We start from the raw sequence: 22432 nt of genomic DNA, 5'->3' as shown, positions 1-22432 counted from the left end.
TGCTGTTTAGTAAAATTGACTAAACAGCCGCGTAAAAGGATATTTCAGTCACGCTTCGTGTCATGCGCTTTCGTTTGGGTCCGTCAGTCGATATGCGCGTGAGCCGCCTCAGCCTGGCCGCGCAGCAAGACGACGCTTTCGTCGGCGTCGATCAGCACGAAGCCGCTCGCTTCGTGTTTCGCGCGCCGCTTGGCCACCGCCGCGACCGACGCGATTTCCTCGCTGTTGTACAGCGACGGACCGCTGGCCGGTTCGACGCGCACGCAGCCAATCGCCATCGTCACGAACGCGAAGAAGCTCGGATTGCCGCGCCGGTCTTCGCCGTGAATGCCGCCCGCCAGCCGGTCGGCCGGCGCGTAGAAACGCTGCGCGCCTTCGTTGAAGACGTGGATCGCGCGCAGCACGCGCGCCTGCCAGTCATCGCTCTGGAACAGGATCATGAAATCGTCGCCGCCCACGTGGCCGAGAAAATCGCGGGTCGGGTCGCACACCTCGGCGAGCACGGCCGCGGCGAATTTCAGCACCTCGTCACCCTGCCAGTAACCGTACTGGTCGTTGAACGGCTTGAAGTGGTTCAGATCGACGTAGCACGCGTGAAAGGCCGCGTCGTTGCCCAGCAGGCGGGCAATGTGCGAGCTGATCGGGATGTTGCCCGGCAGGAAGGTCAGCGGGTTCGCGTAGCGCGCCGCTTCGATGCGCACTTCGGTCACCGCGCGCACCAGCTTCTCGCCGGTGCCGAGTCCCGCGTACTGACCGTTCTCGGTAATGACGAAGCCGTCGGCGAGATAGCGCTGGTCGTCGCTCGCGAGGAGTTTGGCCATCTGCTCGACGGTCATCGACTTTTCGATAATCACCGGCGACGCGTTGGCGAATTGCAGGCAAGGGCGCTTGCCGAACAGCTCGCGGTGGTACGGCAATGCGTAGCGGTCCATGAAGCTGCGGCGGTTGATCAGCGCGACCGGCTGGTCGTTCTCGACCACCGCTACCGCGTGCAGGTCGGGCAGGCGGTTGAACAGGTCGAGCACGTCGTTGTTGGTGGCGTGACGCGGCAACGCGGGCGCATGCACCAGCATTTTCGCCGACGCCATGCCGCCGGACGGCGACGCGCTACTCACCGCGCGCGTGGTCTCGGGGAATACGGCGATGTGATTGGCGCGCAAGGCGTCGCGAGCGTCGTCGCTCAATTTGCGCGCCGGGTGCGCATGCGGACGGCCGAAGAAATAGCCCTGCCCGCAGCCGATCCCCATGTCGCGCACGACGATCAGATCCGCCTCGTTCTCGATGCCCTCGGCCACCAGTTGCGCGCCGCTCGCGTTGGCGAAATGCTGCATGGCGCGCACGGCTTCGAACTTGAGCGGGTCGCAGGCAATCTCGTGGATGAAGAAGCGGTCGATCTTCACGACGTCCGGTTGCAGACGCACCCACAGATTCATGCTGGCGTTGGCGGTGCCGTAGTCGTCGAGCGCGAATTGCGCGCCGGCCGCGCGCAGCGTCGATATCACCGGCAGGAAGCTGCCGATGTCGGGAATCGAACTCTGTTCGGTCAGCTCGATCACGAGCCGCCGCGGATCGACACCGCGGTGCCGTAGCAGTGCGAGCGTGTCGTCGCGCGCGTCGGTGAGTTGACGCATCGCGCCTGCGCTGAAATTCAGGAACAGCTTGCCGTCGAAATCGAGCTTGGCGAAGGCTTCGACGCAAGTGCGCGCAGCGGCCTGTTCCAGCGCGATCGCGCAGCCTTCGGCGAGCGCTTGCGAGAACAGCGCGAACGGCGTTTCGAGCGGCGTGCCTGCCGGACCGCGAATCAAACCTTCGTAGCCGAGGATCGCGCCGTCTTCGAAATCGACGATCGGCTGAAATACCGCGAAAAGATCACGCCGGGCGATCAACTCCTCGATGCGCGGCGTGGCGGACCGGGAGGGCGAGCGAAGTTGCATGGCAGTAGGCGTAGCAGGAGACGATCGGCTTATCGGCCCGGTCGGTGCAGAGTTAAGTGAATTTTTAGTGACGCGACGCACTGGTGTGGTGCGTGTCCTGGATGCCGGGACGAGCCGGACTTTAGGCCCGCCCAGGACTCGGCTTATGCCATCTGGCTGAGGCGACAGCGCGGGCGTTTGCGCGTGAAATAACAAAAAAGCCGCACGAGGCGGCTTTCTTCGAATCACGCTCAGGGAGGGCGCTTATGAATGTCCTGTTTGCATTGCGCGCGTATTTACCGTCGGACCATGGCGGCGGCGGATCCTTCGCGCGCGGCAGCGCGCTTTTCGCCGCTGGTGTCGCGAGCGCCCCAGCGCTGCGCGAGCGCGGCGCACACCATCAGCTGGATCTGGTGGAACAGCATGAGCGGCAACACCACGGCGCCCACCGCGTGCGAGGAAAAGATCACCTTGGCCATCGGCACACCGGCCGCGAGGCTCTTCTTCGAGCCGCAGAAGATGATGGTGATCTGGTCGGCGCGGTTAAAGCCGAGCCGCTTGCTGACGAAGATCGTCACGGCCAGCGCGAGCGCGAGCAGTACCACGTTGATCAGCAGCAACCCGCCGAGCGCGGAGAGCGGAATCTGATGCCACAGGCCTTCGTTCACCGCTTCGCTGAAGGCGCCGTACACCACCAGCAGGATCGAACCCTGGTCGACGAATTTCAGCACACCGCGATGGCGCTCGATCCACTTGCCGATCAGCGGGCGCAGCAACTGCCCGGCCACGAACGGCACCAGCAGTTGCAGCACGATATTGCCCACCGTGTGCCACGGCGAACTGCCGCCCGCGGCCTGATTGGTGACTACGACGCTGACGAGTGCGGGCGTGATGAAGATGCCGAGCAGGCTCGAGGCCGACGCGCTACACACAGCGGCCGGCACATTGCCTTTGGCGATGGACGTGAACGCAATCGACGACTGAACTGTAGAAGGCAGCGTGCAGAGGAAGAGGACCCCCGCATAGAGCGCCGGCGTGACAAGTGGCGAAAGCAGCGGCTTCAACGCGAGGCCGAGGAGCGGAAACAGCGCGAACGTGCTGAGCAGCACGACCAGATGAAGCCGCCAATGCGTCGCGCCCGCAATAATCGCTTCGCGTGACAGCTTCGCGCCGTGCAGGAAGAACAGCAGGCCGACCGCCACGTTCGTCAGCCAGTTGAAGCCGACGGCGGCCTGCCCGTGAACCGGCAGCAAGCTGGCAAGGATCACCGTGCCGACGAGACATAAGGTGAAGTTGTCGGGAAGCAGTTTCGGGCGAGCCATGGCGGAATCTCAATTCGGTGATGCGGATGCGGACAATGCGCGAGAGGCGCGCGCGAAGGCCGCCTCCGGTCGTGGCAAAAGGCTATTGTTATTTTATATCGATTAAAAATGCAAATTCATTTGCCGAATCGATTAATGAGAAAGGCGCATCAACACGACGGAGCGGTGAGTGGCAGGCCGACGTTAGCCATCACGTTTCCAGTATTGGCGACGCACCCGGTTTGGTCCATGCGGTTTTAACGATCGGGCCCAAAAAAAGGGCGCCGATTCGTCATACGCATATCTGCTCCGGGCCTGCGGCAAAGCCTTATGAACAAGCGGTTTCAGGGCCGCGGCGCAAGGGTTGTGTCGTAGAAAAACGTCGCAGTAACAAGGTGTTACATCCGCGGCGGAGGCCTAACACTTTTTGGCTCGACACCCTTTGCCGCCACCCATAAATTACGGTTCAAAGGCCGTCGGGATGCGTCGCGCTGCGCTAGAAACGCAGCGCTCGCGCCAGTCCCCAAACCAGTCCATCGCAGCTCGAACGGTGGGCTCCAGGCAAGTCTTCGGGCGTGTGAGTCATCAGGTGGACGGGTTGTCGAGAACGAAGCACTGGGCGTTGGGCGCGGTTATCGCCGCGCTGTGCTCGTTCGCCTATGCGAAAGCGCCGGGCGTGCCGCACTTCGGCGGCGGTGGTGGCGGCGGTTATTCGCATGTCGCCGCGAATCGCGTCATGCGCGGCGACGTGCGCGGCGGTGGCCGCGACTACGGTATGCCGGCCGCAAGACCTGCTCCTGTCCGTAATCTCGCGGTCGATCGCAACGCAGGCCTGCCGCAAGGCGGTGCAGCCTACGCCGGCGGCAATGGCGGCAACAACGGCTTCGGCGCGTATCACCCGGGCATGCATCGCGTCACCGGCCCGAGCGGGTATCCCGGCGACAGCCGCGGCGGCATGCAGTACGCCGGAGCCATTACGCCGGTCAGCGCCGAATCGCGTGGGGTGCCTCGGCCGCCGGCCAATGCGCCGGTTCGCGCGGGTTCGATTCGCGCCGACGTGGCCCGCTACAACGAAGAGCGCGGATCGGGGCGCGGCATGCCGCGCCAGGGCGAGGATCAGCGTCAGCCGGAAGGCTCGCCCTACCGCAACTAGCCGCCCGCTGGTCGTCGCTTCGGATTCGACCGCGCAGCGCTCGGCCGCGCCTACTTGGTTCAACACCCTTCAGTGCCTGTCGGCTAATACGCCATTGCGTCGGCCACGATCGTTTCCGCCGGCTTTCAAGTCGCCTGCTTTATCTCTGCGTCCCATCCCCGTCCATTAAGCCGCTGTCAATGTGACGTTTCGACGCCACACTTTTTTGAAAACACCGGGCGGTCATCCTCCTGATGTCGTCAAATTTCGTCGTTGCTGCGGCACTGCGTCATCCACAAGTCATTTGATGCGTTATCACCCCTTCGGACGTGGTGTTGGCCATGCTTTGCGCGTCGCAGCAAAACGGGTGACGGCAGTGCGTGGACGTTAATCGGCACGGCTTTATCAGGCCGATATTCGACAAAACTAACCAGACCGATATACCGGCAATAACCAGCGATATTTTTGTCCATAAAAATGGTCCGCAAAGATGGTCCCGCCCAGATTGGCTCGACGATCGAACGGACAACAAAAAATGGTTCGCGCGAGCTCCCCCTTTCGCACAGCCACACCCTTTTGACAAAGACAGGAGAACCCATGAATACAAGCATCAGCAGTGCGCTGAAGACCACCCTCAAGGCCACTGCGTGCGCCGCTTTGCTGGCCAGCGCATCGGCTGCCTTTGCGCAGTCGAGCGTGCAGCTTTACGGTCAGGTCGACGAATGGGTCGGCTCGCAGAAATTCCCGAATGGCAAGAGCGCCGCCGAAGTGTCCGGCGGCGGCATGTCGACGTCGTACTGGGGTTTGAAGGGGGCGGAAGATCTGGGCAACGGCTACAAGGCGATCTTCACGATCGAAGGCTTCTTCCTCGCACAGAACGGCCAGTACGGCCGCTTCACCGGCGACACGATGTTTTCGCGTAACGCGTATGTGGGTATCGAATCGCCGTACGGCACGATCACGGCCGGCCGTCTGACGACGCCGCTGTTCGTCTCGACGATTCTGTTCAATCCGTTCGTCGACTCGTACGAATTCTCGCCGATGGTGTGGCACACGTACCTCGGCCTCGGCACGTTCCCGACCTACAACACCGACCAGGGCGTGACTGGCGATTCCGGCTGGAGCAACGCGGTGTCGTATTCGTCGCCGAACTTCAACGGCCTGAGCGCGACGGCCATGTACGCGCTCGGCAACACGACCGAGAACGGCGCGAAGAAGTGGAGCGGCCAGGTGCTGTATTTCCACGGCCCGTTCGCGGCGACGGCGGTGTACCAGTACGTGAACTTCAACAACGTGCCGAGCGACCTCGGCAGCTTCGCCGCGTCGGGCGTGCCCGGCCTCAAGAGCCAGAGCGTCGCGCAAGTGGGCGCTTCGTACGACCTGAAGTTCGTGAAATTCTTCGGCCAGTACATGTACACGTACAACGATCAGCAAATCACGAGCTGGCACGTGAACACGGCGCAGGGCGGTGCTTCTATTCCGGTCGGCCCGGGTACGGTGATGGCGTCGTACGCGTATTCGCGCGACGGCGGCGGTCTCGACCAGACCCGTCAGACGGCTGCACTCGGCTACGACTACCCGCTGTCCAAGCGTACGGACGTGTACGCCGCGTACATGTACGACCACATCACCAATCAGTCGAGCGGCAACACGTACGGCGTCGGTCTGCGCGCGAAGTTCTAAGCGCGTTGCGTTGCCGGGCGATCCGCGCGGCGCGTCGACGCAGTACGGACCGCCGCGTGACGTCGTAGACCGGTGGCATCGGCAAAGCCCGCTTTCTTCGGAAAGCGGGCTTTTTCGTTTCTGGCGAGGCGCGCACGGCGATGACGGCAACGTCTTTGCTCACCAGTTTTTTATAAACCCGGCAGAATGGCGTCGATTGATTCCTCAAGCGAGCGATTGAGATGGATACCCTCGTCAGCATGAAAGTGTTCCGCCATGTGGTGGAGGTCGGTAGCTTTGTCGGCGCGGCGGAACGGATGGAGATGTCGGCGGCGATGGCCAGCAAGCATGTGATGCACCTCGAGCAGCAGCTCGGCGCGCGTCTGCTGAACCGCACCACGCGGCGCGTCGCACCCACGGAGGCCGGCCGCGAATACTACGAGCGCCTGAGCCAGGTGCTTACCGAACTGGAGGAAGCCGAGCAAGTGGTCGGCGCGGCGAGTGTCGTGCCGCAAGGGCGCTTGCGGGTGTCGTCGCTATCGGCGTTCGGTTTGAGCCATGTGATGGCTGCGGTGGCGGACTATGCCGCGCAGTATCCGCAGGTTACCGTCGATATCACCTTGTCCGACCGCGTGGTCGAATTGATCGACGAAGGTTTCGACGTCGCGATCCGGGCCTCGCCGAGCGGGCTGAAATCGTCGTCGCTGATCGCGCGGCAGATTGCCACCGCGCATCTCGTGCTGTGCGCGTCGCCCGCTTATCTGAAGCGGCACGGCACGCCGAAGACGGCCGCCGAACTGGCGCGCCACAATTATCTGCAGTACGCAGGCGTCTCGACGCTCGAACTCGCGACTGCTTCCGGCGACGCGTCGCCGCGCGTGCGTTTGTCGGGCAATCTGATCGTCAACCATCTGGAGGCGCAGCGCGTGATCGTGCTGCAAGGGGCGGGCATTGCGATGCTCGGCACCGAGGTGATCGGCGACGATCTCGCCACCGGGCGGCTGGTGCCCTTGCTGGTCGACGAAATGCCGCCGCGCGAACTGCCGATCCACGTGGTCTACGCGAGCCGGCGGCATCTGTCGGCCAAGGTGCGATCGTTCGTCGACTTTCTGGCCGAGCGGTTCGCGAATGAGTCGTTGTGGCCAAGCCTCGAGCAGATCAAGGCGATGGCGGTGCGCTGATTCGCCGTGCCGCCCGGCGGCGGATGAAGCGATTAGCGCGCGATGCCCAGCCGCGCCTTCGCGTCGTCGTATTCCTTCGACAGGCGCTGCACCAGTTCGGCGACGCTCGGCACGTCGTCCATCAGGCCGACGCCCTGGCCTGCGCCCCAGATGTCCTTCCACGCCTTCGCCTTGTCGCTGGCGAAGTTCATCGCGGTCTTGTCCGACTCCGGCAGCGCGTCCGGGTCGAGCCCTGCGTTGACGATACTTTCGCGGATGTAGTTACCGTGCACGCCGGTGAACAGATTCGTGTAGATGATGTCCGACGCGGTGGAGTTGACGATGGCCTGCTTATAGCTCTCGACCGCGTGCGCCTCTTTGGTCGCGATGAAGCGCGTGCCCATGTACGCGAGGTCCGCGCCCATCGCCTGAGCGGCGAGGATCGAGCCGCCGTTCGCGATCGAGCCCGACAGAATGATCGGGCCGTCGAACATGCGCCGCACTTCGCCGACCAGCGCGAACGGCGAAGTCGTGCCCGCATGGCCGCCGGCGCCAGAGGCCACCAGGATCAGACCGTCGACGCCCGCTTCGAGCGCCTTCTGCGCATGACGCAGATTGATCACGTCATGCAGCACGATACCGCCGTAGCTATGCACCGCGTCGACGATTTCACGCGACGGCGCACGCAGGCTCGTGATGAAGATCGGAATCTTGTGGTCCACGCACACGCGCACGTCGTGCTCGAGCCGAGTATTCGATTGATGAACGATCTGGTTGACGGCGATCGGCCCGATGATCGCATCCGGATTCGCTGCCTTGTGCTCGGCGAGCTGCGTCTGAATCTGCGTGAGCCACTCGTCGAGTAATTCGGCCGGCCGCGCGTTCAACGCGGGAAACGAACCGACGATACCGGCCTTACATTGAGCCAACACCAGTTCGGGATAGCTGACGATAAACATCGGTGAGGCAACGACGGGCAGCGCGAGTTTTTGCAGAACGGCGGGTAATGCCATGATGCGAGTCTCCATTTTTGATCGGACCGGTACGGCGTTGGCGTGTCCGGCGTGTACGAGTTTAGCGGCACATGACGCGCATTGCGCCGAGGTATGCGCGAGTCGACACGTTCCGCCCGGCAATTAAAGAACGATCGTTCGATTATAGGCGACGTGTGTCGATCGAGTCATGCAGGTCTGTTTAGAACGGTTGGAAGGAGAGTTCAGGTTCTACGCTTGCGTGGGCTAGCCCACCTCGCGTGGACACATTGGCCTCCTACAATGCGTTGACTCGCAATGACAAGGAGACGCCATGGCCTTCGAGAATTTCACGCCCTTTCGCGTCGCCGTGGGCGATGTCGATATTTTCGGAGTGAAGGGCGGAGCGGGGCCGCCTCTTCTGTTGCTGCACGGCCATCCGCAATCGCATCTGATCTGGGCGCGTTGCGCCGAGCAACTGGCGGAGCACTTCACCGTGATCGCCACCGACCTGCGCGGCTATGGCGCATCCGCAAAGCCGCCGAGCGACGCGACTCACTCACCGTATTCCAAACGCACAATGGCAGCCGATCAGGTCGCCGTGATGCGGCATTTCGGTTTCGAACGTTTTCTGGTGTGTGCGCATGATCGTGGCGCGCGGGTCGCGCATCGAATGGCGCTGGATCATGCCGACGCGGTCGAGCGTTTGATGCTGCTCGACATTGCGCCGACGCTCGCCATGTACGAGGCGACGGATCGCACGTTTGCGACGCTTTACTTCCACTGGTTTTTTCTGATTCAGCCGGAGCCGTTGCCCGAGACTTTGATCGGTGCCGATCCGGCCGCGTATGTCGATGCGGTGATGGGCAGCCGTCATGCGGGGCTGGCGGCGTTTGATCCTGCTTCGCTCGATGCTTATCGTGCGGCGCTCGCGCAGCCTGGTGCCGTGCATGCCATGTGCGAGGATTATCGGGCGTCGGCGAGTGTCGATCTCGAGCATGATCGCGCCGATGTCGAGCGCGGGCATAAGATCGGGTGTCCGCTGCGCGTGCTCTGGGGCGATAAGGGCGTCATCGAGAAGTGCTTCGACGCGCTCGGCGAGTGGCGGCACGTGGCGCGGGACGTCAGCGGCAGGGCGCTTTCCTGTGGGCACTATATTCCCGAGGAAGCCTCGGACGAGCTCGTTGCCGAGATGCTTTCCTTCTTTGAGGCGGTCGAGCAGTGAGTTGTTTGGCCCATTGCTCCGCACCAGCATGAAATGCAAAACCGTCGTCACCCAAGCGGCGGCAACCGCCTGGCAACAGTCGTAGCCTTGACGATCGCAGTACTGGTCTCCGCCCGCTCAGTGACCTTCGCCAGGATCCCATCGAGCTGTTCGATCGAATGCAGATACAAGCGACAAATAAAGCAATCATCCCCCGTCACCTTGTCGCATTCGACGAACTCCGGAATCCGCCGAATCACCTCCTCGACCAGATGCAACTGACCCGGTAACGGCTTCACCCGCACAATCGCCTGCAACGTGTAGCCAAGAGCACGTGGATCGATCTGCACGGTGAAGCGTTCAATCACCCCCTGCGCCTCGAGCCTGCGCACGCGTTCCGCCGTGCTCGGCGCTGACAGACCAATCAGACGAGCCAGTTCACTAACCGGCTGGCGAGCGTCTTCGGCAAGCGCGGTAAGCAGCGCGCGATCCGTATCATCGAGCGGAGCCGGCGCGGACGACGAAAGGCGTTTCGACATAATCATCTTCGATTATTAGGTTTCATCGCAGCAGGTCTTTAGTTTAGCCATGTATTCAGCCAATCAGATTAATTACACTGCTTGGCATGCAGGTATCCATAGAAATTCGAGGATCGAATCATGGCGTCAAACGAAATCCGCCGCGGAGCCGCGGAGATGACGATGGCAATGCTGATGTCCGGCACCATCGGCTGGCTGGTGGTGTCGTCGCAGCAGAATCCGTTCAACGTGGTGTTCTTCCGCTGCATCTTCGGCGGCGCGACGCTCGCCCTCGTGTGCGCGGTACTCGGTCTCTTCAGGCGCCCACTCTTTTCGTGGAAGATGCTCGCGCTCGCGTTGCTCGGCGGCGCGGCGATCGTTATCAACTGGGTGTTGCTGTTCGCGGCGTATTCGCGCGCGTCGATCTCGATGGCAACCGCCGTCTATAACACCCAGCCGTTCATGCTGGTCGCGCTAGGCGCGCTGGTGTTCCGCGAACGTATCAGCGCGTCGACCGTCGCGTGGCTGGTGATCGCGTTCATCGGCCTCGTCTTCGTCGTGAAAGTCGAGCCGGCGGTGCTGGCCGTACCCGGGCAATACCTGACCGGCGTCGCGTACGCGGTCGGCGCGGCGGCCATGTACGCGGTGTCGTCGATCATCACGAAGCGGTTGAAGGGCACGCCACCGCATCTGATCGCGCTGATTCAGGTGTCGCTCGGTGTGCTGATGCTCGCCCCGTTCGTGCATTTCGACGCGCTGCCGGCTCGCGGCGTGCAGTGGCTCGAACTGATCGTGCTCGGCATTGTGAACACGGGCCTCATGTACGTGCTGCTGTACGGCGCGATCCAGAAGCTGCCGACTTCGATGACCGGCGCGCTGTCCTTCATCTATCCGGTGGTCGCGATCATCGTCGATCGGGTGGCGTTCGGGCAGACGCTCGCGTGGATTCAGGTGCTCGGTGCGGTGCTGATTCTGCTGGCGGCGGCAGGCGTCAATCTGGGGTGGCGGATCGTGCCGCAGAAACGTTTGTCGTCGACCTGATGGATGTCGCGGCGGAAAATATCCTCGATGCTACGGATTCCAGATTAAGCGTTTAGCCTGATTATTCATATCGACAGGCTAATCCGTGCTAACGCCGTTGACTACGGAGCCTCGTAACGCCGCGCGTATGCCGCTTTAAAAGGAGACGTCAAACTTCTGTAGGGAAATCACCGATGCGGTCAAAAATCCGCCGCGCGTATCATTGACCCAGACGCTGATCACGTCCGACAGAATTTCCGCCGCTCGCCTTGTTGTTCAGGTCGAGCGGTTTTCTTTTTGTGGCGCCGATTTTGAGTCCCGCGCAAAGATCCGCTCGCCCGCCACCGCAAGCGGCCCATTCTTCGCCGCAAGCTCCCCGACGATTCCGCTCAGCAACGCGGTCCATTCGCCACTCGGCGCAAGCATCGCCGCCGCCGCGCGCATCACCTCGGCGCTATCCACCATCCGCACCAGCGCGTCGAAGCTCATCTCCCGGACTTCAAGCAGCTTGAACACGATCAACACCTTCAGCGCATTCCTCGCGTTGCGCGTGGGATCGGCACGCAACCACGCGACGCGCGAAAACGCGCGTTCAAGCGCCTGTTCGACATTCGTGAACGGCGCACCGTGGCCCGGAATCACGACACGCACGTCGAGTTTGGCAATCGTTTCGAGCACCGCCTGTTCCTCGGCGAATCCGCTTTCGCCTTCCAGCTCTGGAAAGATCACGCCGAAGCCGTTCTCCCACAACGCGTCCGCGCTGATCAGGAGGCGCTCGTCCGCGCAATACAACATCAGCGAATGCGGATCGTGACCGGGCGCGCCGAGCACCTCCCAGTCGAGCGCGCCGAGCTGCAGCCGCGCGCCGGCCGTCGTCGTGCCGGTGAAATCGAAGCGCTCGCAGGTCTGGCCCGTGGCGCGAAACGTCAGACGGCTTTCGTCCCAGTCACGCACGACATCGGCTTCGGAAGCCGGAATAACGGTGCGGCACGGCCACGCCGCCTGCAACCGCGCGTTGCCGCCGCAGTGGTCCGAGTGCAGGTGCGTGTTGACGATCAGATCGAGCGGCCGGGTGCCGAGCGCTTGCCGCACGAGTGCGACCGTTTGCGGTGCGTGGCTGGCATAACCCGTATCGACGAGCGCGGCGCACGCGTCGTCGACCAGCAGCACGTTATTCGACGACAACCAGCCGCGTTCGAAAACCCGCATCGATTCCGGTAGCGTGATCATGAGTTGCCCGTGTTGGTGGAGCCATCCGCTTCGGGTTTCGGCATCACGAGAATGGTGGACGTGCCGAGCACCATCACGTCGCCGCGCTGATTTACGACCTTGCCGTCGAGATGCGTCAGATCGCCGTTCAGGCTCGCTTTCCAGTAGGCGTCGCGCACGCACCAGGTGATCGTGAGCGTATCGGTCGCGCGGACGGCCTTCTTCAGCTTGATATCGAACTCGAGGCCGAGCGGCTGGGCGTAACTCGAAAAATGCGTCGCCAGCAAGGCCATGAAATGCGCGGTCGGTTGCGTGCCGGACGCGATCAGCCCGCCGAAGCGGCTCTGCGCGGCATACGCGTCGTCGTGATGCAGCGGGTTGAAATCGTTGACGAGCGCGGCGAACGATTTCACCGATTGCGCCGACAGTTCGAGCGTCGCGCTGAACGTCTCGCCGATCGTGACGATACGCGGCGCGGGCTTCACCGCCGCTCCTTCGCGTGCTTCGCCATGAACTCCGCGTGCCGTACTTCGATCGTGCGCCAGACCGCGCGTTTCGCGTCGTCGTCGAACAGCGACCAGCCTGCGATTTCGTCGATGGTGCGCAGGCAGCCTTCGCACCAACCGGTCGACTCGTCCATGCGGCACACGCTGATGCACGGCGACATCACGCTGCCGTCCTCGTCTTCGATATCGTTGCCGGCCGTCATCGCGTCACGCGGTCTCGCGCAGCGCCACGTCGACCACCGGCGCGCCCGTCAGCGCGACCAACTCCTGCGCGGTCAGGTTGAACACCGCATGCGGATGTCCCGCCGCCGCCCACAGGCTGTCGAGTTCGAGCAGATCGGCGTCGATCAGCGTGACCGGCTTGACCGCGTGGCCGATCGGGCAGACGCCGCCGATCGCATAACCGGTTTGCTCGCGGACGAATTTCGCGTCCGCGCGGCCGATCTCGCCGACTTGCGCGGCGACTTTCTGTTCATCGACGCGATTCGCGCCGCTGGCGACCACCAGCACCGGCGCGTCGTCTTTACGGCGGCGAAACAGGATCGATTTGGCGATCTGTGCGACCGAGCAGCCGAGTCCCGCGGCGGCTTCGGCGGAAGTCTTGCCGGTTTCGGGCAGCATCACGATCCGGCCCGCGTGGCCGCGTTCGCGCAGCAGCAGTGCAACACGTCGTGCGGATTCCGGCAGCGCGGCGAGATCGTCGGCGTCGAAGGAAGCGTGGTCCGTCATCGTTTCAAGTCCTGATAGATGAGCAAAGGTGAGTGACGAATAGTGGCGACGACGATCAGACGCAATTGCCCGCTTCGCTGCGCGCCTTGGCGAGCAGGGCTTTACCGGCGCGCGACACGTTCGGCTTGCCGGTCGCCGTCGAGATGAAATCGCCGATCGCCACGACTTGCGCGAGGTCGATACCGGTCTCGATGCCGAGGCCGTTCATCAGATACAGCACGTCTTCGGTCGCGACGTTGCCGGTCGCGCCCTTCGCGTACGGACAACCGCCGAGCCCCGCCACCGACGCGTGATAGATCTCGATACCTTCCTGCAGTGCGGCGTAGATATTCGCGAGCGCCTGGCCGTAGGTATCGTGGAAGTGGCCGGACAGACGTTCGCGCGGAAACACGCGAGTCACGGCCTCGAACACTTCGCGCGTGCGTTTGGGCGTGCCGACGCCGATCGTGTCGGCGATATCGATTTCGTCGCAGCCCAGCGCCGCGAAGCGTTCGACCACATCGACCACCGAGGCCACCGGCACCTCGCCCTGATACGGGCAGCCGAGCGCGCACGACACGCTGCCGCGAATCCGCAGGCCGTGTTCCTTCGCCGCCTGCGCGACCGGCGCGAAACGGTCGATGCTTTCCGCGATGCTGCAATTGATGTTCTTCTGCGAGAACGCTTCGCTGGCGGCGCCGAAGATCACGATTTCGTCGGCGTGTGCCGCGAGCGCGCCTTCGAAGCCGCGCAGGTTCGGCGTGAGTACCGAGTAGATCGTGCCCGGGTGGCGCGCGATGCCGGCCATCACGTCGGCGCCGTCGGCCATTTGCGGCACCCATTTCGGCGACACGAACGAGGCCGCTTCGACATTGCGGAAACCCGCCGCCGACAACCGGTTGATCAGCTCGATCTTGGTTGCGGTGGGGACGAATTCCTTTTCGTTCTGCAGTCCGTCACGCGGACCGACTTCGACGATTTTGACTTGCTGGGGTAAGGCCATGATTGTCTCCTTTCGACCCGAGCTTGCGGCTTGGCGCTGGCTCGGATTCCATGCCATTGAGTTGCGAGCCGCGCGAGGCGGCGCTCCAACGATTGATTCAGTCGCGTCGGATTCAATATCCGCGTTCGATATTCACCACCCCGCCGACCGTGTCGCCGCGCATCAGCGCTTTGATCTTGCGTGCGACCTGCTCGACGCTTTCCGAGCGTAACGTCAGCGCGGAGACGTGCGGCGTGATCGTGATACGCGGTTCACGCCAGAACAGATGATCGGCCGGTAGCGGTTCCTCGCGGAACACGTCGAGCGTCGCGGCGGTCAGTTGACCGCTGGCCAGCGCGTCGAGCAGATCCTGTTCGACCAGATGGCCGCCGCGCGCGACGTTGATCAGATACGCGCCGCGCGCGAGCTTCGAGAAAGTGCGCGTGTTCAGTAAGTCGCCGGTTTCAGGCGTGTGGGGCAGCAGATTCACCAGCACTTTGACGCCATCGAGAAACGCGTCGAACTGCGCATCGCCGGCGAAGGTCGTGATGCCGTCGATCTGCCGCGCACTGCGGCTATAACCACGCACCGGTAAGCCGAAGCCCGCGAGCGTTTGCGCGACATGCGAGCCGAGCACGCCCAAGCCCAGCACGCCGACCGTAAACGTCTCACGCGCATGCGGCTCGAGCACTTGCCAGCGGCGATCGCCCTGCAACATCTGATACTCGTCGAAACGACGCAGGTAGCGCAGCACCGCGTGCGTCACGTACTCGGCCATTTGCAGCGCCATGCCGGAATCTTCGAGCCGGATCAATTGCGCCTTGCGCGGCAGCGTGCCGGGTTGCGCGTGTTCGAGTCCGAGGATCGCGTCGACGCCCGCGCCGAGATTGAAAATCGCGCGCAGATCGTCGCGGCCGGCCAGCATCTCGCGCGGCGGTCGCCACACGACCGCGAAGTCGGCCGGTGCGGTGTCGCCCGGCTGCCACTCGCGCAGATCCGCTTCGGGCAGCGCGCGGGCGAAGTCGTGCAGCCACTCGGCGGCGTCGGCATGCGTCATGTAGAAGAGGACTTTCATACGGTCGGGCAGGTCCCTGCGTAGTCGGATCGATTGACGGCGAAGGCCCGGCCGCGCGGCGGCACGACGCGCGGCGCATCGGTCGACGCTCGTGGCATGGGGGCCTCCTCCTTTTATGGGTAGGCTTCATTCTACTTTTTCGGGGCGAAACGCGCGCGTTTGCGTACGGGCGTACGGTTTCGGCCGCGCGGGCGTGCCCGGATGCCACAATCCGCGGCATGCGTGACCATGCCGTTGTGCCTGCCTTCACCCGCGCCTTCACCCCGGCCTTTACTCGATAACCAAAGCACAAAATCTTGGTTCACCCACAGCGGACCGGGCGGGACAATACTTTCCCGGATTCCCGCTGCGAGGGACAGACATGCTTTCATGCATCAAATCGACGTGGCCGCCGCGGCTCGTGACCGTGCCCGGCCTGCACGGCAGCGAAGGCGCGCACTGGCAAACCTGGCTCGAACGGCAGTTTGCGCGCTCGTTGCGCGTCGAGCAGGCCGACTGGGAAGCACCGAACGTCTCGCGTTGGGCGCAGTCGCTGCGCGATCTGCTGGCGCGCGAGCGCGGGCCGTTCGTGCTCGCCGCGCACAGCTTCGGTTGCCTTGCGACTGCACACGCGTTGCAGCAGGCGTCGTATGCGAACGATGTGGTCGGTGTGCTGTTCGTCGCGCCCGCCAGCCCGGAGAAATTCGCCTTCGCGGGCCCGTTCGACGCGCGCCGTCTCGGCGTGCCCTCCATTCTGATCGGCAGCGAAACCGATCCGTGGATGTCGCTTGCCGGTTCGCGCGAGCTCGCGCAGCGTTTCGGCAGCGCGTTCGTCAACCTCGGCGATGCCGGACATATCAACACTGCGGCCGGCTTCGGTCCGTGGCCGCGCGCCAAGTATTTCGTCGACACGCTGGTGCATTGCGCGGCGCCGCTGCGCTTTCGCGAGGAGACCTTCGAGGCCGCGCAGCACGCGTTCGTCTGAACGCGGCGGTGGCGCTCGGCGCCGCCGCTTTACGTCGGAATTCGGTCCGACCTCGGTCCGAACGAGCCAGTAAGCAATCCGTTAGAATCCCGCTTCACGCCGCGCGCTCGTGCGGCCACAGGTTTTCATCATCGATAGGCGGGGACAAGATGGCAGGCAACACGGGGACATCGCGCTGGCTCGCAGCCGGCATGACGGCAATCACGCTCGCGATGGGCGGCATCTCGACGGCGCACGCCGACACGTCGCTGCTCAACGTGTCGTACGACGTGACACGCGAGTTGTACAAAGACATCAACGCCAGCTTTATCGCGGCGTACAAGCAGAAGAGCGGCGAGACCGTGTCGGTGCGCCAGTCGCACGGCGCGTCGAGCGCGCAGGCACTGTCGGTCCTGCAAGGCCTGCAGGCCGACGTGGTCACCATGAACCAGCCGAACGACATCGACCTGCTCGCCGAGAAGGGCCAACTGGTGCCGGCCAACTGGCGCGCGCGGCTGCCGGACGACAGCGCACCGTACACCACCACGATGGTGTTCCTCGTGCGTAAGGGCAACCCGAAGCACATCAAGGACTGGGACGATCTCGCGAAGCCGGGCGTGCAAGTGGTGATCGCGAATCCGAAGACCTCGGGCAACGGGCGCTATTCGTATCTCGCCGCATGGGGTTATCGCAAGCAGCACGGCGGCACGGATGCGCAGGCGCTCGACTTCGAAAAGGCGATCTTCAAGAATGTGCCGGTGCTCGATACAGGCGGCCGGGGCGCGACGACCACCTTCACGCAGCGCGGCATCGGCGACGTGCTGGTGACGTTCGAAAACGAAGTGTCGTTGATCGACACCGGCGTGGGCGCGGGCAATTTCGAAGCGGTGTATCCGTCGGTGAGCTTGCTGGCGGCGCCGCCTGTGTCGATCGTCGACAAGGTGGTCGACAAGCGCGGCACGCGCAAGGAAGCGCAGGCGTATCTCGACTACCTGTGGTCGCCGGCCGCGCAGGAAATCATCGCGCAGCATCATCTGCGTCCGCGTGACAAGGACGTGCTGGCGAAGCACGCTGCAGAGTTCAAGCCGATCAAAACCTTCACCGTCGAAGAGATGTTCGGCAGCTGGCAGAAAGCGCAGCAAACCCACTTCTCGGATGGCGGCACGTTCGATCAGATCATCGTCGACAAGAAGTAAGCGGCCGTTCTGGAAACGCAAAGGGCGCCTCGATATGAATCGAGGCGCCCTTTTTTAACGCACGCGGTTTATCGCGCGCGTTCCATCAACTCACCCGCTTCAACACCGCTCAGTTCGGCGCGGCATGCTTGTCGCAAGCATGCTCGCAGCCGCTCTGATCCGCCGGCATTTGCTGCGAGGCCTCGGCGCTAATGCCCAGACGTTGCAGCAGCTTGCGGTCGGCTTCAGCTTGCGGATTGCTCGTGGTCAGCAATTGATCGCCGTAGAAAATCGAGTTCGCGCCTGCGAGGAAGCACAGCGCCTGCAACGCCTCATCCATCTGCTCACGGCCGGCCGACAAACGCACCATCGCCTTCGGCATCGTGATACGCGCCACCGCGATCGTGCGCACGAATTCGAACGGGTCGATCGGTTCGGTGCCGGTCAGCGGCGTGCCTTCCACCTGCACCAGATTGTTGATAGGCACCGATTCCGGATACGGCTCCATGTTCGCCAGTTGCGTGATCAGCCCGGCGCGTTCGCGGCGCGATTCGCCCAGCCCGACGATGCCGCCGCAACACACGTTGATGCCCGCGTCGCGCACGCGTTCGAGCGTGTCGAGACGGTCCTGATACGTGCGCGTCGAAATGATCTGGCCGTAGAACTCCGGCGACGTATCGAGGTTGTGGTTGTAGTAGTCGAGGCCCGCGTCGCGCAGCGCTTGCGCCTGGTGCGTTTCGAGCATGCCGAGCGTCACGCAGGTTTCGAGGCCCATCGCCTTCACACCGCGGATCATGTCCTTGATCGGTTCGAGGTGACGGTCCTTCGGGTTACGCCACGCCGCGCCCATGCAGAAACGTGTCGCGCCGTTGTCCTTGGCGACCTTCGCGGCGGCGAGCACTTCGTCGACCGGCATCAGCTTGTCGGCCTGCAGGCCCGTGTCGTGATGCACCGACTGCGGACAGTACGCGCAATCTTCTTCGCAACCGCCGGTCTTGATCGACAGCAGCGTCGACAGTTGCACGGTGTTGGCGTCGAAAAGCTCGCGATGCGTTTGCTGCGCGCGGAACATCAGGTCGTTGAACGGCAGTTCGTACAGCGCGACGATGTCGGCGACGCGCCAGCGCGCCAGTTGTTTGGCGCCTTCGGCGGCGTTGTTGTTGGCGGCGGCCGTGTCGGCTGGCGTCGAAGCGATGTTCAGTTGCGTCATGTCGTCAATCCTCGTGGATGGATGTGTGTGGGGATCAGCGCTGCGTGTGACGCAGCGTCTGCAAAAGTCGGTCGATGTCGAGCTGGTCCGCCGCGAGTTCGGGCGAAGCCGGGCTCAGATGCGGCACGATGCCGAGCAGGGGGGCGTCGTACGTGCGAGCAAGCTGCTCGCGAATCGAGGCAATGTTTTCGTCGGGGAACGTCATGTCCGGATCGACGCGATTCGCGACCCAGCCCGCGAGCGTGAGCCCGCGTGCGGCGATCGCTTCGGCGGTGAGCAGCGTATGGCTGATGCAGCCGAGACGCATGCCGACCACCAGCACGACCGGCAGATTCAGCGCGACGGCGAGATCGGCGGTGTCCTCGGTGGCGGTCAGCGGCACACGAAAACCACCGACGCCTTCCACCACGACGATCTCCGCGCGCTGCAACGCCTGCGCATGACACGCGACGATGTGGCCGAGATCGAACGTGACGTTTTGCAGCGCAGCGGCAATGTGCGGCGCGGCCGGTTCCTTCAGCAGATACGGCGTGCGCATCTCGGGCGGTAGCAGCACGTTCGACGCGGCGTCGAGTTGATCCGCGTCTTCGTTGTGCAGCACGCCGTTCACTTCGAACGCGCCGGCGGCGATCGGCTTCATCGCGGCGGCTTGCAGTCCCGCGCGCACGAAACCACGCAACAGTGCGGATGAAACGAAGGTCTTGCCGATTTCCGTATCGGTACCGGTGACGAACAGCGACAGCGCGTTGTGATCGAGGCTGGTCATGCCGCTTTTGCTCCGAGCTGTTGCAAGCCAACGTCGAGCCGGTCCAGATCCGCCATCGAGTGCGCGGCCGACAGCGAAATGCGCAGGCGCGACGTGCCGACCGGCACGGTCGGCGGACGGATCGCCGGCACCCACAGGCCGGCGCGGTCGAGCGTGGCCGCGATATCGAGCGTCGCGTCGTTCTCGCCGATGATCAGCGGTTGCACGGCGGTGTGCGAATCGACGGGCGTCCACGGCGTTGCCTTCAGCATGGCGCGCGTGCGTTTGATCAGTTGCTGGAGATGCGCGCGTCGCGCGTCGCCTTCTTCGCCGCCGATAATGCGCAGGCTCGCCGACACCGCATGCGCGGCCGCCGGCACCGATGCCGTGGTGAAAATGTACGGACGCGCGCGCTGCACGAGCCATTCGATCACGGTTTCATGCGCGACGACGAACGCGCCCGAGACGCCCGCCGCCTTGCCGAGCGTGCCGATCGAAATCAGATTCGGCGAGCGCAGCGCCGCTTGCGCGACCGCGCCGCGGCCTTGCGGACCGAGCACGCCGAAGCCGTGCGCGTCGTCGACGATCAGCCAGGCGCCGTGCTGTTCCGCGAGCGCGAGCAGACGCGTGAGTGGCGCGATGTCGCCGTCCATGCTGAAGACGGTGTCCGACACGATCACCTTGATCGCGGCGGTCGACGCTTCGAGCAACGCGCCCAACTCATTCATATCGCAGTGCGGATAGATCTGCACGTCGGCGCGCGACAGCCGCGCCCCGTCGATCAGCGACGCGTGATTCAGTTCATCGGAGAACAGCGTCGCGCCGCGGCCCGCGAGCGCGGTGAGCGTGGCGAGGTTCGCCATGTAGCCGGTGCTGAAGTAGAGCGCGCGCGCATTGTCGACGAAGCCGCCGACGAATGCCGCGAGGTCGTCTTCGAGTTGCGCATGCGCGCGCGAGTGGCCGCCCAGCAGATGCGAGCCGCCGCTGCCCGCGCCGTAGCGCTGCGCGCCTTCGGCGATGGCCGCGATCAACTGCGGATGCGCGGCGAGGCCGAGATAGTCGTTACTGGCGAAGCCGATCATTGCGCGGCCGTCGACGGTCATGTGTGCCGCGCATGCCGTGTCGGCGGTGCGGCGGCGGCGGCGCAGACCGTGGTCGTCGATGTCCTGCAGGCCTGCTTTGAGTGTGTCGAGCAGATGCATTAGCGGGCCTCCGTGAGCGTGGCTTCGAAGGTTTCGCGCGTGCGCGATGCGAGCAGCGCGAGTTCTTCGTCGTCGAGGATGTAAGGGGGCATCAGATACACCGTGGTCGAGATCGGGCGCAGCAGGAGTTCGCGCTGCAACGCGTTGTCGAAGAAACGGCGTGAGAAGGTGCGGGCTTGCTGCGGGTCGTCGATCACGGCGTCGAACGCGAAGATCGTGCCGCACTGGCGCAGATTGCGTACGTGGCTGTGTTCGGCGAGCGGCGCGAGCGCGGCCTTCAGCGTCGCGGATTTTTGCGCGTTGGCGGCGAGCACGTTGTCGCTGACGAACAGGTCGAGCGTGGCGAGCGCCGCGCGGCAGGCGAGCGGATTGCCGGTGTACGAGTGCGAGTGCAGGAAGCCGCGCGCGGTGTCGTCGTGATAGAAGGCCGCGTAGATTTCGTCGCGCGACAGCACGATCGAGAGTGGCAGGTAGCCGCCGCTGATGCCTTTCGACAAACACAGAAAGTCCGGCCACATGCCGGCCTGTTCGCAAGCGAAGAACGTACCGGTGCGTCCACAACCAACGGCGATTTCATCGGCGATCAGATGGACGCCGTACTGGTCGCACAGGGCGCGCAGTCCCGTGAGATACGACGCGTCGTGCATGGCCATGCCGGCGGCGCATTGCACGAGCGGCTCGACGATCAGCGCGGCGATTTTGCCGGCGCGCGCTTCGAACAGCGAGCGTACGTGATCGAGCGCCCGACGCGCGACATCGGCGGCGGTTTCGCCGGGTTGCGCGAGACGCGCGTCGGGCGATGCCACGACGTGAGCGTGACGGATCAGCGGATCGTAGGCGTCCTTGAAGAGCGCGACGTCGGTGACACCAAGCGCACCGATGGTTTCGCCGTGGTAGCTATTGGCGACGCAGACGAATTCCTGCTTGTCGGCGAAGCCGCGATTACGCCACGAATGAAAGCTCATTTTCAGCGCGATTTCGACGGCGGACGCGCCGTCCGATGCGAAGAACGCGTGACCGAGCGTATTGTCGGTGAGGGCGCTGAGGCGTTCCGCGAGTTCGATGGCCGGCTCGTGCGTGCAGCCGGCGAGCATGGCGTGTTCGAGGGTGTCGAGCTGGTCTTTCAGGGCCGCGTTGATGCGCGGGTTGGCGTGACCGAACAGGTTGACCCACCAGGAGCTGATCGCATCCAGATAACGATGGTTGGCGCGGTCGTAGAGCCACGCGCCTTGACCCCGTGCGACGGGGACGAGCGGTAGGCGCTCGTGGTGCTTCATCTGGGTGCAGGGGTGCCAGACGGCACGCAGGCTGCGGGCGACCCAGTCGTCAGGGTTTGCGGTGGTGGGTTCTGCGGTCTTGTTCAATGCGGTGCTCCGGGTGCTGGTTTGCTGCTGGGTTTGCGCTGCGCGTTTGGCGGTTTGAGCTGACGCGCGGGGTCGAGATTAGCGGTTTCTTTCGTGCTGTGCACTAGGGGCGGTGGGGGTGTTTTTGCCCGTGGCGCGGGGGTTTGGCGACGTTTGCGACAGGTCGGTTGGTTTGCTTTGAAAAGGTCGCTAATCGGCGGAGTTGGCGACGGCAAAGTAGTGGGACCTTGTGGGCGGGAATTTGGTTTGTGTGTGATTTTTTTTGGGCCTTTCCTTGAGGTCGTGGTGGTCTATTAGCGTTGCCCCTGTGCGGGGGGGCACCTACTTTTCTTTGCATGCGGTGTGTGTCAAGGTAGTTGTCGCCTGAACCGTTACGCGGCCTGCCTATACATTTCGGCTGAGGCCTGGGTTCGCTCCGGATTCAGATAGACC

The 22432-nt window shown here is 63.7% G+C and carries 21 protein-coding genes; 7 read left to right on the top strand and 14 right to left on the bottom strand.

Annotated elements, in window-relative coordinates:
• Window positions 1–83: 83 nt before the first annotated feature.
• Together BX591_RS32580 and BX591_RS32575 are read right to left on the bottom strand one after the other, a co-directional pair.
• The gene (locus tag BX591_RS32580) at window positions 84–1934 is read right to left on the bottom strand and encodes an EAL domain-containing protein (RefSeq protein ID WP_111935435.1); all 1851 of its coding nucleotides are present in this window, start codon (window positions 1932–1934) and stop codon (window positions 84–86) included.
• A gap of 275 nt (window positions 1935–2209) precedes the next feature.
• Entirely contained in the window at window positions 2210–3235 is a 1026-nt protein-coding gene (locus BX591_RS32575; protein ID WP_111935434.1) for a bile acid:sodium symporter family protein, read from the bottom strand.
• 568 nt (window positions 3236–3803) lie between these two features.
• Between BX591_RS32575 and BX591_RS32570 the strand changes: the two genes are divergently transcribed.
• The 3 genes from BX591_RS32570 (at window position 3804) to BX591_RS32560 (ending at window position 7189) form a co-directional block, all read left to right on the top strand.
• Window positions 3804–4367: a hypothetical protein gene (locus BX591_RS32570; protein ID WP_111935466.1), complete on the top strand. Its 564-nt coding sequence runs from the start codon at window positions 3804–3806 to the stop codon at window positions 4365–4367.
• 576 nt (window positions 4368–4943) lie between these two features.
• Window positions 4944–6029, top strand: coding sequence for a porin (locus BX591_RS32565; protein WP_111935433.1), 1086 nt, complete (start codon window positions 4944–4946; stop codon window positions 6027–6029).
• A 221-nt stretch (window positions 6030–6250) separates the two neighbouring features.
• Window positions 6251–7189: a LysR family transcriptional regulator gene (locus tag BX591_RS32560; RefSeq protein WP_111935432.1), complete on the top strand. Its 939-nt coding sequence runs from the start codon at window positions 6251–6253 to the stop codon at window positions 7187–7189.
• Window positions 7190–7221: 32 nt separating this feature from the next.
• Here the strand turns inward: BX591_RS32560 and BX591_RS32555 are convergent, their stop codons facing one another.
• Window positions 7222–8181 (bottom strand): NAD(P)H-dependent flavin oxidoreductase, encoded by a 960-nt coding sequence (locus tag BX591_RS32555; RefSeq protein WP_111935431.1) that lies wholly within the window; start codon window positions 8179–8181, stop codon window positions 7222–7224.
• A 292-nt stretch (window positions 8182–8473) separates the two neighbouring features.
• Here BX591_RS32555 and BX591_RS32550 point away from each other — a divergent pair, with 292 nt between their 5' ends.
• The gene (locus BX591_RS32550) at window positions 8474–9364 is read left to right on the top strand and encodes an alpha/beta fold hydrolase (protein WP_111935430.1); all 891 of its coding nucleotides are present in this window, start codon (window positions 8474–8476) and stop codon (window positions 9362–9364) included.
• Between the two features lie 47 nt (window positions 9365–9411).
• On the opposite strand, the gene BX591_RS32545 is transcribed toward BX591_RS32550, so the two are convergent.
• Window positions 9412–9882 (bottom strand): Lrp/AsnC family transcriptional regulator, encoded by a 471-nt coding sequence (locus BX591_RS32545; RefSeq protein ID WP_111935429.1) that lies wholly within the window; start codon window positions 9880–9882, stop codon window positions 9412–9414.
• Between the two features lie 120 nt (window positions 9883–10002).
• On the opposite strand from BX591_RS32545, the gene BX591_RS32540 reads away from it, so the two are divergent.
• Window positions 10003–10902, top strand: a complete 900-nt coding sequence (locus BX591_RS32540; protein ID WP_111935428.1) for a DMT family transporter — start codon at window positions 10003–10005, stop codon at window positions 10900–10902.
• Between the two features lie 255 nt (window positions 10903–11157).
• Here BX591_RS32540 and BX591_RS32535 read toward each other — a convergent pair whose 3' ends face one another.
• The 6 genes from BX591_RS32535 to BX591_RS32510 form a co-directional block, all read right to left on the bottom strand.
• Window positions 11158–12111 (bottom strand): MBL fold metallo-hydrolase, encoded by a 954-nt coding sequence (locus BX591_RS32535; RefSeq protein ID WP_111935427.1) that lies wholly within the window; start codon window positions 12109–12111, stop codon window positions 11158–11160.
• Window positions 12108–12575: a MaoC family dehydratase gene (locus BX591_RS32530; protein WP_111935426.1), complete on the bottom strand. Its 468-nt coding sequence runs from the start codon at window positions 12573–12575 to the stop codon at window positions 12108–12110. The genes BX591_RS32535 and BX591_RS32530 overlap by 4 nt, the downstream gene beginning before the upstream one ends.
• The gene (locus BX591_RS32525; protein ID WP_111935425.1) at window positions 12572–12799 is read right to left on the bottom strand and encodes a DUF1289 domain-containing protein; all 228 of its coding nucleotides are present in this window, start codon (window positions 12797–12799) and stop codon (window positions 12572–12574) included. Before BX591_RS32525 ends, BX591_RS32530 begins: the two co-directional genes overlap by 4 nt.
• Before the next feature lie 4 nt (window positions 12800–12803).
• Entirely contained in the window at window positions 12804–13325 is a 522-nt protein-coding gene (locus BX591_RS32520; RefSeq protein WP_111935424.1) for a YbaK/EbsC family protein, read from the bottom strand.
• 55 nt (window positions 13326–13380) lie between these two features.
• Entirely contained in the window at window positions 13381–14307 is a 927-nt protein-coding gene (locus tag BX591_RS32515; RefSeq protein WP_111935423.1) for a hydroxymethylglutaryl-CoA lyase, read from the bottom strand.
• Window positions 14308–14419: 112 nt separating this feature from the next.
• Window positions 14420–15361, bottom strand: a complete 942-nt coding sequence (locus BX591_RS32510; RefSeq protein WP_111935422.1) for a 2-hydroxyacid dehydrogenase — start codon at window positions 15359–15361, stop codon at window positions 14420–14422.
• A 361-nt stretch (window positions 15362–15722) separates the two neighbouring features.
• On the opposite strand from BX591_RS32510, the gene BX591_RS32505 reads away from it, so the two are divergent.
• Window positions 15723–16325, top strand: a complete 603-nt coding sequence (locus tag BX591_RS32505; protein WP_111935421.1) for an RBBP9/YdeN family alpha/beta hydrolase — start codon at window positions 15723–15725, stop codon at window positions 16323–16325.
• A 149-nt stretch (window positions 16326–16474) separates the two neighbouring features.
• Entirely contained in the window at window positions 16475–17500 is a 1026-nt protein-coding gene (locus BX591_RS32500; RefSeq protein WP_111935420.1) for a sulfate ABC transporter substrate-binding protein, read from the top strand.
• Window positions 17501–17609: 109 nt separating this feature from the next.
• Here BX591_RS32500 and bioB read toward each other — a convergent pair whose 3' ends face one another.
• From bioB to bioA, 4 genes are read right to left on the bottom strand one after another with little or no spacing between them, the layout of a single operon-like run.
• Window positions 17610–18689, bottom strand: coding sequence for a biotin synthase BioB (gene bioB / locus BX591_RS32495; RefSeq protein WP_111935419.1), 1080 nt, complete (start codon window positions 18687–18689; stop codon window positions 17610–17612).
• 34 nt (window positions 18690–18723) lie between these two features.
• Window positions 18724–19455, bottom strand: a complete 732-nt coding sequence (gene bioD, locus BX591_RS32490; protein ID WP_111935418.1) for a dethiobiotin synthase — start codon at window positions 19453–19455, stop codon at window positions 18724–18726.
• On the bottom strand, window positions 19452–20636 hold the full coding sequence (gene bioF / locus BX591_RS32485) for an 8-amino-7-oxononanoate synthase (protein ID WP_111935417.1): 1185 nt from the start codon (window positions 20634–20636) through the stop codon (window positions 19452–19454). Before bioF ends, bioD begins: the two co-directional genes overlap by 4 nt.
• Window positions 20636–22000, bottom strand: a complete 1365-nt coding sequence (gene bioA / locus BX591_RS32480) for an adenosylmethionine--8-amino-7-oxononanoate transaminase (protein ID WP_111935416.1) — start codon at window positions 21998–22000, stop codon at window positions 20636–20638. The genes bioF and bioA overlap by 1 nt, the downstream gene beginning before the upstream one ends.
• Window positions 22001–22432: the final 432 nt, after the last annotated feature.

The organism is Paraburkholderia bryophila, from assembly GCF_003269035.1.
Classification (GTDB): Bacteria; Pseudomonadota; Gammaproteobacteria; order Burkholderiales; family Burkholderiaceae; genus Paraburkholderia; species Paraburkholderia bryophila.
Note: the sequence above shows the minus strand (reverse complement) of the source record. Positions and strands in the feature narration are given on the sequence as shown.

Excerpts from the sequence above, each read along its gene's own strand:
- BX591_RS32580 (WP_111935435.1), bottom strand. The coding sequence starts at position 1,934 with ATGCAACTTCGCTCGCCCTCCCGGTCCGCCACGCCGCGCATCGAGGAG.
- BX591_RS32575 (WP_111935434.1), bottom strand. The coding sequence starts at position 3,235 with ATGGCTCGCCCGAAACTGCTTCCCGACAACTTCACCTTATGTCTCGTC.
- BX591_RS32565 (WP_111935433.1), top strand. The coding sequence starts at position 4,944 with ATGAATACAAGCATCAGCAGTGCGCTGAAGACCACCCTCAAGGCCACT.
- BX591_RS32560 (WP_111935432.1), top strand. The coding sequence starts at position 6,251 with ATGGATACCCTCGTCAGCATGAAAGTGTTCCGCCATGTGGTGGAGGTC.
- BX591_RS32555 (WP_111935431.1), bottom strand. The coding sequence starts at position 8,181 with ATGGCATTACCCGCCGTTCTGCAAAAACTCGCGCTGCCCGTCGTTGCC.
- BX591_RS32550 (WP_111935430.1), top strand. The coding sequence starts at position 8,474 with ATGGCCTTCGAGAATTTCACGCCCTTTCGCGTCGCCGTGGGCGATGTC.
- BX591_RS32545 (WP_111935429.1), bottom strand. The coding sequence starts at position 9,882 with ATGTCGAAACGCCTTTCGTCGTCCGCGCCGGCTCCGCTCGATGATACG.
- BX591_RS32540 (WP_111935428.1), top strand. The coding sequence starts at position 10,003 with ATGGCGTCAAACGAAATCCGCCGCGGAGCCGCGGAGATGACGATGGCA.
- BX591_RS32535 (WP_111935427.1), bottom strand. The coding sequence starts at position 12,111 with ATGATCACGCTACCGGAATCGATGCGGGTTTTCGAACGCGGCTGGTTG.
- BX591_RS32525 (WP_111935425.1), bottom strand. The coding sequence starts at position 12,799 with ATGACGGCCGGCAACGATATCGAAGACGAGGACGGCAGCGTGATGTCG.
- BX591_RS32520 (WP_111935424.1), bottom strand. The coding sequence starts at position 13,325 with ATGACGGACCACGCTTCCTTCGACGCCGACGATCTCGCCGCGCTGCCG.
- BX591_RS32515 (WP_111935423.1), bottom strand. The coding sequence starts at position 14,307 with ATGGCCTTACCCCAGCAAGTCAAAATCGTCGAAGTCGGTCCGCGTGAC.
- BX591_RS32510 (WP_111935422.1), bottom strand. The coding sequence starts at position 15,361 with ATGAAAGTCCTCTTCTACATGACGCATGCCGACGCCGCCGAGTGGCTG.
- BX591_RS32505 (WP_111935421.1), top strand. The coding sequence starts at position 15,723 with ATGCTTTCATGCATCAAATCGACGTGGCCGCCGCGGCTCGTGACCGTG.
- BX591_RS32500 (WP_111935420.1), top strand. The coding sequence starts at position 16,475 with ATGGCAGGCAACACGGGGACATCGCGCTGGCTCGCAGCCGGCATGACG.
- bioB (WP_111935419.1), bottom strand. The coding sequence starts at position 18,689 with ATGACGCAACTGAACATCGCTTCGACGCCAGCCGACACGGCCGCCGCC.
- bioD (WP_111935418.1), bottom strand. The coding sequence starts at position 19,455 with ATGACCAGCCTCGATCACAACGCGCTGTCGCTGTTCGTCACCGGTACC.
- bioF (WP_111935417.1), bottom strand. The coding sequence starts at position 20,636 with ATGCATCTGCTCGACACACTCAAAGCAGGCCTGCAGGACATCGACGAC.